The organism is Burkholderia perseverans, assembly GCF_022870505.1.
Lineage (GTDB): Bacteria > Pseudomonadota > Gammaproteobacteria > Burkholderiales > Burkholderiaceae > Burkholderia > Burkholderia plantarii.
Window position 1 is genome coordinate 2,081,171 of sequence record NZ_CP045093.1, and the last position, 15,137, is coordinate 2,096,307.

A 15,137-nucleotide genomic window follows, 5' to 3' on the forward strand; every position below is an offset into this window, starting at 1 on the left:
CTGATGGAACCGCTCGGCCATATCCCGCCCGCTGAGGCTGAGGCAAACTACTACAGGCAACTCAGAAATACCGCTGACGTGCCTGTATTAACTTAAACCAACCAGCCTCCACGATTCCCGGGGCGGTTCAGGTAGCGCTCGAAGAAGCCAATGGCCGGTTTCGACGCGCTATGGCGCGCAGCGACGATGTTGGGGGCGTTCTCGTTCAGCATGGGCACGAACCTGCGCGCGGGCTGAGGCAGGGCTGGCCTTGGCAGCAGTTCTCTGTCAGGAAACCGAGGACGGCATTCATCTGCTCGTAGGCGGCCCGATAAATCAACGTGCGCCCGTCGCGCTCCTGCGTGACCAGCCCTGCGTTCATCAGTTCCTTGAGGTGAAAGGAGAGCGTCGCATTCGGCACATCGAGTTGAGTCGCGATGGTGCCTGGAGTGAGGCCTTCCGGACCGGCGACAACCAACATGCGGAACACGCGTAATCGCAAGTCATGGGCGAGCGCCGCGAGGGCGCGAACGATGTCTTTTTCTTCCATATTTCCAATATATTCGAAATATAAAGAAGCGGCAAGAAAATTCAGGCCGCTTCCGGCTTGAAAGCAGCCACTTGGGAATCCGGCTCAAGTGGCCGTTTCGGGTCGACAACGGACGGCCATCGAGAGCTCAACCGCAATGCAACGCACGCGGTGGCTACAAACTGCTGCATCCCGCAGTCCCAGGCCGCACCGCACACACGTATTCCTGCAAAACCCTCAGTTTGTCGATTTCACGCTCGTCGTCCCCAGCGACAGCGAAAGCGCGTTTGCCTCACGTGCGTTGATCACCCGGCGCCGGCCGTCGACCACAAGGGTTTTGCCGGTCTCGATGTCTTTCGTCACCGTGATCGTCTGATAAATGCGCCCGGTCGAGATGAAGTTCAGTACCATCGGCTCGTCGAATGGCAGCAGCGCTCGACGGTCAAATAGCGCGTGGTTCGGGTCGGTGATGATCACCAGATCGTCGGGATCGAAGAACACGGCAGCGCACTCGCCCGTACCGCCATATGCCTCAACTGAATCCTTTGCCATCCCTACCTCCCTTTGCATTTTGTAGCCGATCGGCTACAATGAAATCATGAACACGCTGATCCGCTCCGACGAATTCAACGAATGGCTCCGTGACCTGCGCGACGCTCGTGCCAAGGCTCGTATCGCAGCTCGGCTGATCAGTGCGCAGCACGGCAACTTCGGCGAATACCGTGTTCTGAGAAGGCGTGTGTGAAATGAAAATTGATGTGGGTCCCGGTTATCGCGTGTACTACGTGCGACAGGGGGCCGTCGTGTATTTCCTGCTCACCGGCGGTGACAAGTCCACGCAGAAGAGCGACATCAAGCGCGCAGTCCAAATGGCCCGTGAATTGGAGAAGTAACCGATGCCTACCACCAACTACGCGGTGTTCGACGCCGCTGACTATCTCGACAGCGAAGAGACAATCGCAGAATTCCTCGCCGCTGCCGCCGAGGATTCCAATCCGGACGTGCTGCTGTCGGCGATCAGCGCGGTTGCGCGCGCACGCGGGATGACGAAGGTCGCAACAGATGCCGGCCTCAATCGCGAAAGCCTGTACAAAGCGCTCGCGCCCGGCGCGCATCCACGCTACGACACGATTCAGCGAGTCATCCAAGCACTCGGTGTACAAGTCACCTTTACCCCGGCGCGCTGAATACTGAGCGCCTGACACTGGAAGATCGGCGCGCTGTCGTCTACCACTGCGGTGGAGTGGCATGTATCAGCCCTCGCCCGCTTTCACCATCGCGGCTTCAACACGGCCAAGCAGCGTTTTCTTCATGCCGATCTCATCGCTCAGGCTGACGTGCAAGCGGCGCAGTTCGCCTGGATCAATACCGTCGAGCAGATCGGCTGCCGCCGACTCGGTTCGGTGGTTGCTGCTGAGGATCGCGCGGACAACCTCCGCCGGATGGACCTCGCCGTCACAACGACGATCGATCGGCCGAACCGACAGCCCCGACGGCGACAGGATCTCGCCCAACACAGCAAGTTGGCTCTCGACCGGCAGGCCCGCAAGAATCGACGGCAGCATGTTCACTGACAGCAGATTGCGATCGTTGTCGTCGTCATCGAGCCAGCGATAGACCCGATCGGCGTTCGTCTTCTGCCGCGTCGAGTGATCGTGGTGGTCGCTGAACCGAACGCCTACGTGTCCAAAGTCGCTGTCCACTGCTTCGCGTGTTTCGCATTGCGCCAGGTCGGCACTCGATCCGCGATGTAGGCCTCGGCGGCTTGCTTGAACGTCACACCTGGCGCATCAGCGGCTGCGCGCTCGGTCTGGACACGGCGGCGATTCTCGATCGGATCGATGCCCTGCTTCACCAAGGCCCGGCATTCGACGGCCTCTTTTCGGGCCGCTGCCAGGGAGAGAACCGAGAGAGCGCCCAGCCCCATCTCACGCGATCGCCCGGCGAGCATAAATTTGTAGACCCACGACCTCGAGCCGCTCAGCGTGATCTGCAAATACAGGCCGCCACCGTCAGCGTAATATCCCGGATCGACCAGCTTCGCGATGCCCATTGCGGTCAGCCGGTGCAGTTGCCGCGCCATCCCTCACCCCCAAATCTACCCCCAAAAGAGGCTTCAATTCTGCGGGAACATGAGAGGCCGAGCAAGAATGGCGACACCCCCAAAACGCCCACCAGATAAGGCTCAGGAGGTGATGATCGGGAGTAAACGAGAAAGCTTGAGAGCCTTGAATGGCGGAAGGCAGCTGGAGTCGAACCAACCCGGGAACGATTGACGTCCCCAACCAGGTTTGAAGCCTGGCCGCACCACCGGATACGAATGCCTTCCGCGAGCGTGTCGCGCGCCGCCACACCTACTTAAACACCTACGAGAGCGCACCTTTAGCATTCTCCCCGCGCAGCAAGTGGCGGTCGCGGTGAAAGCGAGTATACCCAACCCGATCGAAGAATTCGAGAATCTGGATCGCGCGTTTACGGCCCAGCCCGGTCGCGTCGCGAAACGTCGCCGCGTCCACCGCACCACCGCCCTGCTCCGCCAGCGCGGCGATGATCCGCGCGAGCTCGGCCACCACCTCGCGCGCGTAGAACAGGTCACGCACCACCTGATGCACCTCGCCGCGCCGCGCGAGCTTGCGCAGCAGCGTGCGTACCGTCTCCTCGCCGGCGCCCGTCGCGGTCGCGAGATCGCGCACCCACGGCGCATCGAAGCGCCCCGCCGCCAGCAGCGGCAGCAGCCGCTGCGCGAGCGCCTCGTCGGCGGGCTCGAGGCTCGCCGTGTGCGTCGGCAGATGCACCCACTGCCCCTGCCGCGCCACGCTGCCCTCGGCCACCATCGCATCGATCAGCGCGCGCCACAGCGGCTCGTCGGCGAGCGGCAGCGCGATGCGGCGCAGCCGCCCGAGTTCCGGCCCCGGCTCGTCGGGCGTGCGCTCATGGAACACGGCCAGCGCCTCCAGCACGCGCCGGCGCAGCGCCTCGCGATAACGCGGCGCGATCGCGCGCGGCCCGTCCGCGCCGGGCACCACGGCCGCGTTCTCGGGCAGCGGCAGCGCCTCGGCGGCCAGCCCGGTCAGATGCACCAGCGTCGCGATCGGCACGCCGAGCGGCGCCTCGTCGAGCAGCGGCCCGAGTTGCCCTTGGTCGAGCCACACGGCCAGCGCGTCGAGCCACGCGCGGCGCGCAATGGTCCGGCGCTTGTGCGCGGGACCGAACGGATCGAGCACGCGGCCGCCCCCCACGGTGCGCGTGGCCTGCGCGTTGCGCACGATGAAGCGGTCGCCGGGCATCGCGAACACGGGCGCGTCGAACACCAGCTGCACGCGGCCGCGTTGCGCGGCGGCCAGCGCGTCGCCGTCGATCGGCACGACGTGCGCGACCTGGTGCTGCGTGCCGAGATGCACGTGCAGCGGCGCCCAGTGCGTGAGCGTGAGATTCGCGTCGGCCAGCAGGCTCAGTTCGACGTCGATGCGCGGCGACACGCTCGCGAGCCGCGCATCGGCCACCACGTCGCCACGCGCGAGCGCGGCCTTGTCGATGCCGGCCAGGTTCAGCGCGCAGCGCTCGCCGGCATGTCCGGTGTCGGCGGCCCGGTTCTGCGCATGCAGGCCGCGCACGCGCACGACCTCGCCAGTGCGCGCGACGGTCAGCGCCTCGCCGGCATGCACGCGCCCGGCGAACGCGGTGCCGGTCACCACGGTGCCCTGCCCGCTCAGCGTGAACACGCGATCGACGGCGAGCCGGAACAGCCCGTCGTCGCGTCGCGCGCGCCATTGCTCGGCCAGCTCGCGCAGCGCGGCGCCGAGCGCGGCCACGCCGGCGTCGCCAACCTGGGTGGCGCGCGTCTCGAAGATCGGCGCCGCGGCCAGCGCGGTGCCGGCCAGCTCGGCGCGAATCTCGTCGGCCACGTGCGCGAGGCGCGCGGCGTCCACGCGATCGCATTTGGTCAGCGCGACGAGCCCGTGCGTGACGCCGAGCAGTTGCAGGATCGCGAGATGCTCGCGCGTTTGCGGCATCACGCCGTCGTCGGCGGCGATCACGAGCAGCGCCACGTCGATCCCGCACGCGCCGGCGGCCATGGTGTGAACCAGCCGCTCGTGGCCGGGCACGTCGATCATGCCGAGCACGTCGCCGTTGTCGAGCGGCGTGTAGGCGTAACCGAGCTCGATCGAGATGCCGCGCGCCTTCTCCTCCTTCAGCCGGTCGGTGTCCACGCCGGTCAGCGCGCGCACCAGCGTGGTCTTGCCGTGATCGATGTGGCCCGCGGTGCCGACGATCATGAGCGCGCGCCTCCGGGCTCGCCGGGCGCGGCGGCGGCGGTGGCCGCTGCCATGCACTGCGCGATCAGCGTGGCCTCGTCGGCGGCTTCGAGGCAGCGCAGGTCGAGCCGCAGTGCGTCGTCGGCGATGCGGCCGATCACGGGCCGCGGCCACTCGCGCAGCCGCGCCTCCAGCTGCCCGAGCGCGCGGCCGCTGCGCCGGGTACCGATGGCGCGCACCACCAGCCCATGGCTCGGCAGCACGTCCACCGGCAGCGCGCCGCTGCCGATCTGGCTGAACATCGGCTCGGCGCTGACCGCGAACGCCTCGCCGACGGCGCGCTGGAACGCGGGCAGCAGGCGCCCGGCCGCGGCCGCGATCTCGGCCTGCGGGCGCGTGAGCAGGCGCAGCGTGGTGAGCCGCTCGCGCAGGAATTCGGGCGCACGATAGAGCCGCAGCACGGGTTCGAGCGCGGCCAGCGTGAGCTTGCCGACGCGCAGCGCGCGCTTGAGCGGATGCTTCTTGATCTTCGCGACGAGTTCGCGCGAGCCGACGATCAGGCCGGCCTGCGGGCCGCCGAGCAGCTTGTCGCCGCTGAACGTGACGAGATCGGCGCCGGCGGCGATGGTGTCGCGCACGGTGGGCTCGTGCGGCAGCCCCCATTGCGAGAGGTCGACGAGCGTGCCGCTGCCGAGGTCGACGGCCACCGGCACGCCGCGCTCGCGGCCGAGCGGCGCGAGTTCCTCGATCGGCACTTCCTTGGTGAAGCCGCTGATCGCGTAGTTGCTGCAGTGGACCTTCATCAGCAGCGCGGTGCGCGGCCCGATCGCCTCGGCGTAGTCGCGCGCGTGAGTGCGGTTGGTGGTGCCGACCTCGCGCAGCCGCGCGCCGGCGCGGCTCATGATGTCGGGAATCCGGAACGCGCCGCCGATCTCCACGAGTTCGCCGCGCGAGACGATCACGTCCTTCCTCGACGCGAGCGCGGACAGCGTCAGCAGCACGGCGGCGGCGTTGTTGTTGACGACGGTGGCGGCCTCGGCGCCGGTCAGCTCGCAGATCAGGCCGTCGATCAGGTCGTCGCGGTCGCCGCGCTTGCCGGTGTCGAGATCGAACTCGAGGTTCATCGGCCGCGTCAGCGCGGCCACCACGTCGCGCACGGCCTCGTCGGGCAGCAGCGCGCGCCCGAGGTTGGTGTGCAGCACGGTGCCGGTCAGGTTGAAGACGGGCTTCAGCGCGCTCGCGTCGGCCGCCGCGAGCCGCGTGCGGACCTCGGCGGCAAGGCCGGCGTCGTCGGGCGCGCTCACGCCGGCCGGGTCGCGCCGCGCCTGCTCGCGCCAGGCGTCGAGCGCGGCGCGCACGGCGCCGAGCACGCGCGTGCGGCCATGGCTGTCGATCAGCGGGCGCACCGCGTCGGACGACACGATCCGCTCCACGGACGGCACGCGCGCGAGCAGCGCCTTCAGTTCGGTCAAGCCGTTATCGCTATCACTCAAAGGCGTGCTCCGCTCAGGCGTCGGACGACGACAGCTCGGGCCACAGCAGCGGATTCGGCGACGCGCGCTGGTAGCCGGCCTCGTTCATCAGCAGGTCGAGCGTGAGGCTGGCGAGATCGTCGGCGAGCGGCTCGAACGCGTAGTCCTTCTCCTGGTAGCCGATCTTGCGATAGGTATGGCATTCGTCGCACGATTCGGCCTTGATCGCCTCGCTGCCGCCTTCCACGCCGTGATAGGCGATGCCCTTGGTCGAATCGCAGTGCGAGCACTTGGTGCGCACCATGTGCCACTCGCTCGTGCAGAGCGAGCATTGCAGGAAGCGATAGCCGTTGTACTGGCCGCCGACGCGGATCACGCTCGCGACCGGATGCGAGCCGCACACGGGGCACAGGCCGGGCTGGTCGAGATACGGCACGTCGCCGGGCGCCACGCGCGAGGCGAGATCGGTCCACACCACCTGCAGCGCGGCCGCGATGAACGGCGCCGAGGCGGGCTCGACTTCGGCCAGCCGCAGCGCGACGACAGCATCGGCCTGCGCGTCGAGTTCGGCCGCGCTCTTCAGGCGCAGCGCGTCGATCAGCTTCGCGAGCGGCGGCGTGACGAGCCCGGCCTGCTCGATGCCGTCGAGCAGGCGCTGCAGCACGGTGCGCCATTGCGGGTCGCGCGCGCCGCTCATGGCCGGCAGCACCGGCATCGAATGCGCCTGCGCCTGGCGGATCGCCTCGGCGCTGGGCGGCGCGGCGTCGAGCGTGTCGAGCACGGCCTGCTGCGCGTCGGCGAGCGTCGCCATCAGGCGCAGGTAGCCGGAAATCGGATTGAGGTCGGCGAGCTTGCGCAGCCGCGCGGCGCGCTCGGCAAACACGGTGGCGCGCTCGGGCAGCCGGAAGCGCGGAATCGCCGAATGATCGAGCGCCGCGATGTCGTTCGGATCGAGTATGCGTTGTGTCACGTGGGTCACCCAGTACAGTCTGTGCCGGCGCCGCCGGGGCGCCGGATGATTCGCCGCGACCGGCATGCGCGGGGCGCGAGCGCCGCCGCGAGGATCGATGCCGATCGGGAATGAAGGCCGGCTCGCAGGGCCGGCCCGGGGCAGCCGACGGCAGGCAACGCGCCGCCGTGAAGCATACCGCTTCCGTGCGGCGGGCGCCACGAACCGGACCGTGGCGCGAGCCTGCCTGGCCATGCCGCGCGCGATCGCTTCGTATCAGGAAACAATCACGAAACAATCGCCCTGCCCGCGGCCGGCCACGCTCTAAAAACAAAGGCCATCCGCGGATGGCCCGATCGGCGCCGGCCGGCCCTGACGCGAGCCGGCCGGCGCCCGATGGCGAGTACCGCGCCACGCGCCTAGCGCGCGCGGCCCGACTCCTTCACCGCCTGACGGAACCACTTCGGATGGTGCTTGCGCGCCCAGCCGAACGACACCGTGCCGCGCACCATCGCGCCGATCGAGCCCTTCACCCACAGCGCCGCGTAGATGTGGACGATGATGCTGGCGATCAGCACGAACGCGGCGGCCGCATGCGCCACGGCCGCGAGCCGGATGATCCCGATCGGGAAATAGAACGAGAAGTACCGGCGCCAGATCACGATGCCCGACAGCAGCAGCACCAGCAGGCAGATGACGAGCGTGAAGAACAGCAGCTTCTGCCCGGCGTTGTAGCGGCCCACGGGCGGCAGGTTTTCCTCGCGGTTGTTCAGCACGTCGTTCATCTGCCCGAGCCAGCGGCGGTCGTCGGCGTCGATCAGGTTGTGGTGCCAGTAGCGCACCACCATGATCGCGAACGACACGAACATCACGACGCCGACGAACGGATGCAGGATGCGCGTCCATTGCCCGCCGCCGAACAGCGCGGTGAGCCAGAACATCGACGGATGAAACAGCGCGAGGCCGGACAGCGCGAGCAGCACGAACGAGATCGCGGTGATCCAGTGGTTCGAGCGTTCGTTCGCGGAGTAGCGGACGATCAGGTTCGGGTCCGGGTGGCTCATTTCACGTCCTCCTTGATCCGGCGGGCTTCCTCACGGGCGGCGGCGTCCTCCTCCTCCGTCACCTCGTTCGGACCGACCCGCGTGTAGTGGAAGAACCCGGCCAGCGCGGTCAGCGCGAGGCCGGCCACCGCCAGCGGCTTGGCGATGCCCTTCCAGAGCTTCACGAACGGGCTGATCGACGGATTGTCGGGCAGGCCGTGGTACAGCGACGGCTTGTCCGCGTGGTGCAGCACGTACATCACGTGCGTGCCGCCCACGCCCTGCGGGTCGTACAGCCCCGCGTGGGCGAAGCCGCGATCCTTCAGGTCCTCGATCCGGTCGGCCGCCTGGCGCTTCATGTCCTCCTTGGTGCCGAACATGATGGCGCCGGTCGGGCAGGTCTTCACGCAGGCGGGTTCCTGGCCGACGGCGACGCGATCCGAGCACAGCGTGCATTTGTAGGCACGGTTGTCCTGCTTCGAGATCCGCGGGATGTTGAACGGGCAGCCGGTCACGCAATAGCCGCAACCGATGCAGTTCTCCTCGTGGAAATCGACGATGCCGTTGTTGTACTGCACGATCGCGCCCGGCGACGGGCAGGCCTTCAGGCAGCCCGGATCCTCGCAGTGCATGCAGCCGTCCTTGCGGATCAGCCACTCGAGGTCGCCGGCCGGGTTCTCGTATTCGGAAAACCGCATCACCGTCCACGAATGCTCGGTCAGGTCGGCCGGGTTGTCGTAGACGCCGACGTTGGTGCCCACCTCGTCACGCAGGTCGTTCCACTCCATGCAGGCCGTCTGGCACGCCTTGCAGCCGATGCACTTCGACACGTCGATCAGCTTCGCGACGGTGCCCGTGACCGGATCGCGCGCGGTGGGCGGCGGGGTGGTGGTGGCGGACACCCGTTTGATGTCCAGTGATTGCAATGCCATCTCGGGTTCCCCTTATGCCTTTTCCACTTTCACCAGGAACGACTTGAATTCCGGTGTCTGCGAGTTGCCGTCGCCGACCGACGGAGTCAGGGTGTTCGCGAGATAGCCGGGCTTCGTCAGCCCCTTGAAGCCCCAGTGCAGCGGAATGCCCACCGTCTGCACCTTGCGCCCCTCCACCATCAGCGGCTTGATCCGCTTGGTCACGAGCGCCACCGCCACGATGTAGCCGCGGTTCGACGACACCTTCACCTTGTCGCCATGCACCACGCCCACCTCCTTCGCCAGGTCCTCGCCGATCTCGACGAACTGCTGGGGCTGCACGATCGCATTGAGCCGCGCGTGCTTGGTCCAGTAGTGGAAGTGCTCGGTGAGCCGGTAGGTGGTGGCCGTGTGCGGGAACTTGTCGGGCGTGCCGAACGAGGCCCGGTCGTCCGGGAACACGCGCGCGGCCGGGTTGTTCAGCGCACGCGGGTTGCCCGGGTTGAGCGGGTTGGCCGCGAGCGGCGTCTCGAACGGCTCGTAGTGCTCGGGGAACGGGCCTTCGTTCATGCCGTCGCGGGCGAAGAAGCGCGCCACGCCTTCCGGGTTCATGATGAACGGCCCCATGCCGGTCTCGGGTGCCTCGTCGACCTTGTAGTCGGGCACATCGGCCCCGCCCCAGGCGCGACCGTTCCAGCCGATCAGCTTGCGGGTCGGGTCGAACGGCTTGCCGGCGGTGTCGCAGGAGGCACGGTTGTAGAGGATCCGCCGGTTCGCGGGCCACGCCCAGGCCCAGTTCAGGGTCTGGCCGATGCCGGTCGGGTCCGAGTTGTCGCGCCGCCCCATCTGGTTGCCGGCCGCCGTCCACGCGCCGCAGAAGATCCAGCAGCCGCTCGCGGTGCTGCCGTCGTCCTTCAGCTGCGCGAAGCCGGCCAGCTGCTCGCCGCGCTTGACCAGCACCTTGGCCGGGTCCTTCGGATCGGTCAGGTCGGTGAGCGCGCGGCCGTTGAACTCCATCGCGAGTTCCTCGGGCGTCGGGCTTTCCGGGTTCGCATACGGCCAGGTCAGATTGACGATCGGGTCCGGATACTTGCCGCCGTCCTTCTTGTAGGCCTCGCGCATGCGCAGGAAGATTCCCGACATGATCTCGAGGTCGCTGCGCGCCTCGCCCGGCGCATCGGCGCCCTTCCAGTGCCATTGCAGCACGCGGCCCGAATTGACGAGCGAGCCGCGCTCCTCGGCGAAGCAGGTGGTGGGCAGCCGGAACACCTCGGTCTGCACCGCGGCCGGATCGACCACGTTGTAGTCGCCGTGCGGCTTCCAGAACTCGGACGTTTCGGTGGCGAGCGGATCCATGACCACGAGCCACTTCAGCCGGGCCAGCGCGGCCGCCGTCTTCACCTTCGCGGGCGCGGCCGCGAGCGGGTTGAAGCCCTGGCAGATGTAGCCGTTCATCTTGCCCTGCGCCATCAGCTCGATGGTCTGCAGCAGGTCGTAGGGCTTGTCGAGCTTCGGCAGGTAGTCGTAGCCGAAGTTGTTCTCGGCGGTGGCCGCGTCGCCCCACCACGACTTCATGAAGCTCACGAAGAACGCGCGGTAGTTCTTCCAGTAGCTGAGCTGGTTGGGCCGCAGCGGCTGCGTCGCGCGCTTGCCGATGTAGGCCTCGTAGTCCTGCTCGGCCTGCGAGGGCAGCGTCATGTAGCCGGGCAGCAGGTTCGACATCAGGCCGAGGTCGGTCAGCCCCTGGATGTTCGAGTGGCCGCGCAGCGCGTTCATGCCGCCGCCGGCGATGCCGATGTTGCCGAGCAGCAGCTGCACCATCGCGCCGGTGCGAATCATCTGCGCGCCGACCGAGTGGTGGGTCCAGCCGAGCGCGTAGAGGATCGTGCCGGCGCGGCCGGGCACGGCCGTGGTCGCGAGCATCTCGCACACCTTCAGGAACTTGTCCTTGGGCGTGCCGCAGGTCTTCTCGACCATCTCGGGCGTGTAGCGCGCGTAATGCTGCTTCATCAGGTTGTAGACGCAGCGCGGATGCGACAGCGTCGGGTCGACCTTCACGAAGCCGTCGTCGCCACGCTCGTAATCCCACGTGGCCTTGTCGTAGGCGTGCTTGTCCGGGTTGTAGCCGGAATAGACCCCGTCGTTGAACGCGAAATCCTCACGGACGATGAACGGGAAGTCCGTGTAGTTGCGCACGTACTCGTGCTGGATCTTGTCGTTCGCGAGCAGGTAGTTGATCACCCCGCCGAGGAACGCGATGTCCGTGCCGGTACGAATCGGTGCGTAGTAGTCCGCTACCGATGCCGTGCGTGTGAAACGCGGGTCGACCACGATCAGCCGCGCCTTGCGGTGCGCCTTCGCTTCGGTCACCCATTTGAAGCCGCAGGGGTGGGCTTCAGCGGCATTGCCGCCCATAACCAGAATGATGTCTGCGTTCTTGATGTCGACCCAATGGTTCGTCATCGCGCCGCGGCCAAACGTCGGGGCAAGACCTGCCACCGTCGGGCCGTGTCAGACACGTGCCTGGTTGTCGAATGCGAGCATCCCGAGGCTGCGCACCGTCTTGTGCGTCAGATAACCGACTTCGTTGCTGCCCGCCGACGCGGCCAGCATGCCGGTGGTCAGCCAGCGGTTGACCTTCTGGCCGTCCGGCGTGGTCTCGACGAAGTTCGCGTCGCGGTCTTCCTTCATCAGCTTCGCGATCCGGTCGAGCGCCGCTTCCCACGAGATCGGCTCCCACTTGTCGGAGCCGGGCGCGCGGTATTCGGGCTGCGTGAGCCGGCTCGGGCTGTGGATGAAGTCGATCAGGCTCGCGCCCTTCGGGCACAGCGTGCCGCGGTTCACCGGATGGTCGGGATCGCCTTCGATATGGATGATGCTCGACTTGGCGTTCTTCGCGCCGTCACCGAGGGAGTACATCAGGATCCCGCAGCCCACCGAGCAGTATGGGCAGGTGTTGCGGGTTTCGACGGTACGCGCCAGCTTGTATTGGCGAACCTCCGCGAGCGCGTCGGCGGGCGAGAATCCCAACAGGGCGAGACTCGAGCCGGCGAGCGTGGAGGCGGTCACCTTCAAGAACTGGCGCCGGGACAGGTGGAGCATGATGGTCTCGGCGGTGATGTAGGGGGGACGTAGGTATTTCATATGACGACAGAGTCGCGAGGCGATTTTACGCGTTTCGTCTCATTTCGTTTATAGGAAACCGTTTTTCCGATAGCTAGTCGGGTCCGCCCGGATCCGACGATTTCGTCAATTCCCCTGCCACCGCCGGCGCCGTCGCGTCCGGCTCATGGCCTTGCACCGCAAGGCTTTCCGCGATCCTTTCGCGCACCTCGTTATATCCTATAAAACATAACGATTGAAGGCATTTCAACCATTCGCTATGCAACACGACAAGGACTTCTGCGAATCGCTTATCAATCGATTCATCATCGGAAATGCCGTGCTTTCATCTCACTGTATATATAAAAACATAGCGAGTGTGAATCGCGGACCCGAGCGGTTACGAGCGATGCGACGCGCCGGAACGAAGCACGCGAATGCGTTGCATGCGCAACGAAGTGCCGCGCGTGCCGGACCACGAGCGGCAGGCAGCGCGGCGCGGGAAGGCGGAAGACGACGACGCGGGCGGGCGCGTCAGAGCGTGTCGTGCGGCTCGGCGAGCTGGAACAGGCAGTCGCCGCGCCGCGTCTGCGCGGGCACGCGGCGGCACACCACCTCGCCCGACGCGTCGAAGCGATGGACCACCGGCTCGCGCAGCGGCGTCTCGGGGAAATGGATGCGCGCCGCGGGCTGGCCGGCCTGCACGATCTCGCCGAGTTCGACGAGCGGCTCGTAGATGCCGTGCTCGTAGGCGAACACGAAATGCTGCGGCCCGCTCGCGCGCATGAAGCGCGTGACGGCGGGCGGGCCGTCCGGCACGAGCGGCCCCTGCACCACGCCGATGAAGCCGAGGAAATGCAGCAGCCCCTGCCAGCCCTGGCGCAGCAGCTTCGCGTCGGTCATGCCGGCGCCGCCCAGCTCGGTGAGGATCGAGATCGCGCCCTGGCGGCGCGCGGCGGCCGACGCATAGGTGGGATTCGGCGCGTGCAGGAACGCGCGCGGCATGCCGAACGCGCCGAGCAGCGCCTTCACGCGGACTTCCTCGTCGGCGTCGCGCGGATCGAGCGCGATCAGGTTGCCGCCGTCGTAGATCAGCGAGCTGCCGCCCGAATGCAGGTCGACCAGATAATCGGCGCGCGCGAGCAGCGTGTGCTCGAGGTAGTCGGCGATCATCTGCGTCGGCGTGCCGGCCGGATCGCCCGGGAACGTGCGGTTCAGGTTGCCGTCGTCGAGCGGCGAGGTGCGCAGCCCGGCCTCGGCGGCCGGGAAATTCGCCATCGGCAGCACGATCACCTGCCCGCGCACCGCCTCCGGCGTCAGCTCGCGCATCAGCCGCGAGGTCAGCACCTGCCCTTCGTATTCGTCGCCGTGGTTGCCCGACATCACCAGCACGACCGGCCCCTCGCCGTTGCGAATCGAGGCGATCGGCACCGGCAGCCAGCCATAGGCGGAGCGATGCACCGAGTGCGGCAGGCGCAGGTAACCGGCCTGCTTGCCGTCGGCGTCGAGATCGATTTCACAGCGGATCGGGTTCGGAAGTCGGGGGGATACGTCGGTCATGATCAGGGTTGGCGGGCTCGGAAACGATACCGCAGCTTACCGGCATTCGCGGGAATCAGGGCGCCGCGCGCGCATCACGGCGCGCGGCGCGGCGCGGCGGCAGGGCTCGCGCTGCCGGAGCATGCCGGGCATGGCGTTTGCGCGTCGTGTCCGGCGCTCGCGCGTGAACGCGGCGCGCGTTCCGGCCCCGACGCCCGCCACGCGCGCCCGGCCCGGATCGAGGGGACGGGCGCCAGCCGGCGCGGATGCGTGCAGGCGAGCGGCACCGCGCGTGCGATCGAATAAACTTTTTGAAAGATGATGCGTCCGACCCAAAAACAACCGTGAACGGCGCGCTTCGCGCTCGACGTCGATACCTATGAAGCCCTTGCTCTCGCAACCGCAGGAAAAGCTCGTCAAGACCAACGTGAACTGGGCGCTTGACGCGTTCCGGCGCTTCTCGGCGGACCACTGCACGACCATGGCCGCCGCCATCGCGTTCTATTCGGCGTTCTCGCTCGCGCCGATGCTGGTGATGGTGATCGCCGTGGCGGGCTGGTTCTTCGGCGCCGACGCCGCGCGCGGCGAGGTGTTCAGCCAGGTCCACAACCTGATCGGCAACGATGCCGCGGCCGGCGTGCAGACCATCGTCGAGAACGCGCATCGCAAGGGCAGCGGCGGCGGCGTGGCGGCGGCCGTCTCGGTCCTGCTGCTGGTGGTGGGCGCCTCGGCGACGTTCTCGTCGCTGAACACGGCGCTCGGCGTGGTCTGGCCGTCGGCCGAGAAGCGCTGGTCGTCGATGTTCGGGCTGGTGCGGGTGCGGCTGATCTCGTTCGGGCTGGTGCTCGGCGTGGCGTTCCTGCTGATCGTCTCGCTGATGCTCGACACGGCCATCACGTTCATCGGCCGCTGGCTGTGGGGCAACACGCCGTTCGTGGTGATCGGCAACCTGCTGCAGTTCACGGCCGGCATCGCGATCCTGGCCGCCGCGTTCGCGGCGCTGCTGAAGTTCCTGCCCGACGCGCACGTGACGCGCCGCGACGCGCTCACGGGCGGGATCGTCTCGGCCGTGCTGTTCTCGGCGGGCAAGAAGCTGTTCGCGCTGTACCTCGCGCACGCGGGCACGGCCAGCGCGTTCGGCGCCGCGGGCTCGCTCGCGGTCCTGCTGATGTGGCTGTACTTCTCGGCGGCCGTGCTGCTGCTCGGCGCCGAGTTCGCGGCCGCGCGCGGCGACGCTGAACACCAGCGCGCCCAAAACCGCGCGGCTAGTCCGCACAATCCCTGATACGCGGCGGCATCCGCCGCGAACCGTCCCTCCCTGCCTTGGCCGGCCCGCCCGGCCCGCCTCGTGCCGTCC

13 protein-coding genes, 1 tRNA gene and 2 pseudogenes are annotated in these 15,137 nt (G+C 67.6%); 3 read left to right on the top strand and 13 right to left on the bottom strand.

Going from position 1 to position 15,137, the window contains the following annotated elements; all coding sequences use genetic code 11:
• Positions 1 to 205 precede the first annotated feature (205 nt).
• From BpN12_RS08515 to BpN12_RS08525, 3 genes and pseudogenes are all read right to left on the bottom strand, one after another.
• Positions 206 to 529: an ArsR/SmtB family transcription factor gene (locus BpN12_RS08515; protein ID WP_246791997.1), complete on the bottom strand. Its 324-nt coding sequence runs from the start codon at positions 527 to 529 to the stop codon at positions 206 to 208.
• A 154-nt stretch (positions 530 to 683) separates the two neighbouring features.
• Positions 684 to 797 (bottom strand): annotated as a pseudogene (locus BpN12_RS08520) (lysis system i-spanin subunit Rz); the annotation flags it as partial.
• Positions 746 to 1,060: a hypothetical protein gene (locus BpN12_RS08525; protein WP_246791999.1), complete on the bottom strand. Its 315-nt coding sequence runs from the start codon at positions 1,058 to 1,060 to the stop codon at positions 746 to 748. The gene BpN12_RS08525 and the pseudogene BpN12_RS08520, both read right to left, overlap by 52 nt.
• Positions 1,061 to 1,106: 46 nt before the next feature.
• Here BpN12_RS08525 and BpN12_RS33440 point away from each other — a divergent pair.
• Both BpN12_RS33440 and BpN12_RS08535 read left to right on the top strand, forming a co-directional pair.
• A pseudogene (locus BpN12_RS33440) lies at positions 1,107 to 1,401 on the top strand (type II toxin-antitoxin system RelE/ParE family toxin).
• 3 nt (positions 1,402 to 1,404) lie between these two features.
• On the top strand, positions 1,405 to 1,695 hold the full coding sequence (locus BpN12_RS08535) for an addiction module antidote protein (protein ID WP_246792001.1): 291 nt from the start codon (positions 1,405 to 1,407) through the stop codon (positions 1,693 to 1,695).
• A 66-nt stretch (positions 1,696 to 1,761) separates the two neighbouring features.
• Here the strand turns inward: BpN12_RS08535 and BpN12_RS08540 are convergent, their stop codons facing one another.
• The 10 genes from BpN12_RS08540 to BpN12_RS08585 form a co-directional block, all read right to left on the bottom strand.
• Complete coding sequence (locus tag BpN12_RS08540) at positions 1,762 to 2,211, bottom strand: hypothetical protein (RefSeq protein ID WP_246792003.1); 450 nt, start codon at positions 2,209 to 2,211, stop codon at positions 1,762 to 1,764.
• Positions 2,187 to 2,591 carry an Arm DNA-binding domain-containing protein gene (locus BpN12_RS08545; protein ID WP_246792004.1) on the bottom strand — a complete coding sequence of 135 codons (405 nt, stop codon included), beginning with the start codon at positions 2,589 to 2,591 and terminating at the stop codon, positions 2,187 to 2,189. Before BpN12_RS08545 ends, BpN12_RS08540 begins: the two co-directional genes overlap by 25 nt.
• Before the next feature lie 150 nt (positions 2,592 to 2,741).
• Positions 2,742 to 2,837, bottom strand: a tRNA-Sec gene (locus BpN12_RS08550).
• A gap of 37 nt (positions 2,838 to 2,874) precedes the next feature.
• Complete coding sequence (gene selB, locus BpN12_RS08555) at positions 2,875 to 4,785, bottom strand: selenocysteine-specific translation elongation factor (protein WP_246792005.1); 1,911 nt, start codon at positions 4,783 to 4,785, stop codon at positions 2,875 to 2,877.
• Positions 4,782 to 6,257: an L-seryl-tRNA(Sec) selenium transferase gene (gene selA, locus BpN12_RS08560; protein WP_246792006.1), complete on the bottom strand. Its 1,476-nt coding sequence runs from the start codon at positions 6,255 to 6,257 to the stop codon at positions 4,782 to 4,784. The genes selB and selA overlap by 4 nt, the downstream gene beginning before the upstream one ends.
• A gap of 13 nt (positions 6,258 to 6,270) precedes the next feature.
• Complete coding sequence (gene fdhE, locus BpN12_RS08565) at positions 6,271 to 7,206, bottom strand: formate dehydrogenase accessory protein FdhE (RefSeq protein ID WP_246792008.1); 936 nt, start codon at positions 7,204 to 7,206, stop codon at positions 6,271 to 6,273.
• Between the two features lie 398 nt (positions 7,207 to 7,604).
• The gene (locus tag BpN12_RS08570) at positions 7,605 to 8,249 is read right to left on the bottom strand and encodes a formate dehydrogenase subunit gamma (RefSeq protein ID WP_246792010.1); all 645 of its coding nucleotides are present in this window, start codon (positions 8,247 to 8,249) and stop codon (positions 7,605 to 7,607) included.
• Positions 8,246 to 9,160 carry a formate dehydrogenase subunit beta gene (fdxH, locus tag BpN12_RS08575; RefSeq protein ID WP_198253006.1) on the bottom strand — a complete coding sequence of 305 codons (915 nt, stop codon included), beginning with the start codon at positions 9,158 to 9,160 and terminating at the stop codon, positions 8,246 to 8,248. The genes BpN12_RS08570 and fdxH overlap by 4 nt, the downstream gene beginning before the upstream one ends.
• A gap of 12 nt (positions 9,161 to 9,172) precedes the next feature.
• Entirely contained in the window at positions 9,173 to 12,241 is a 3,069-nt protein-coding gene (fdnG, locus tag BpN12_RS08580; RefSeq protein WP_246792011.1) for a formate dehydrogenase-N subunit alpha, read from the bottom strand.
• Between the two features lie 534 nt (positions 12,242 to 12,775).
• Entirely contained in the window at positions 12,776 to 13,801 is a 1,026-nt protein-coding gene (locus tag BpN12_RS08585; RefSeq protein WP_246792012.1) for a succinylglutamate desuccinylase/aspartoacylase family protein, read from the bottom strand.
• A 358-nt stretch (positions 13,802 to 14,159) separates the two neighbouring features.
• On the opposite strand from BpN12_RS08585, the gene BpN12_RS08590 reads away from it, so the two are divergent.
• Complete coding sequence (locus BpN12_RS08590) at positions 14,160 to 15,065, top strand: YihY/virulence factor BrkB family protein (RefSeq protein ID WP_246792013.1); 906 nt, start codon at positions 14,160 to 14,162, stop codon at positions 15,063 to 15,065.
• Positions 15,066 to 15,137: the final 72 nt, after the last annotated feature.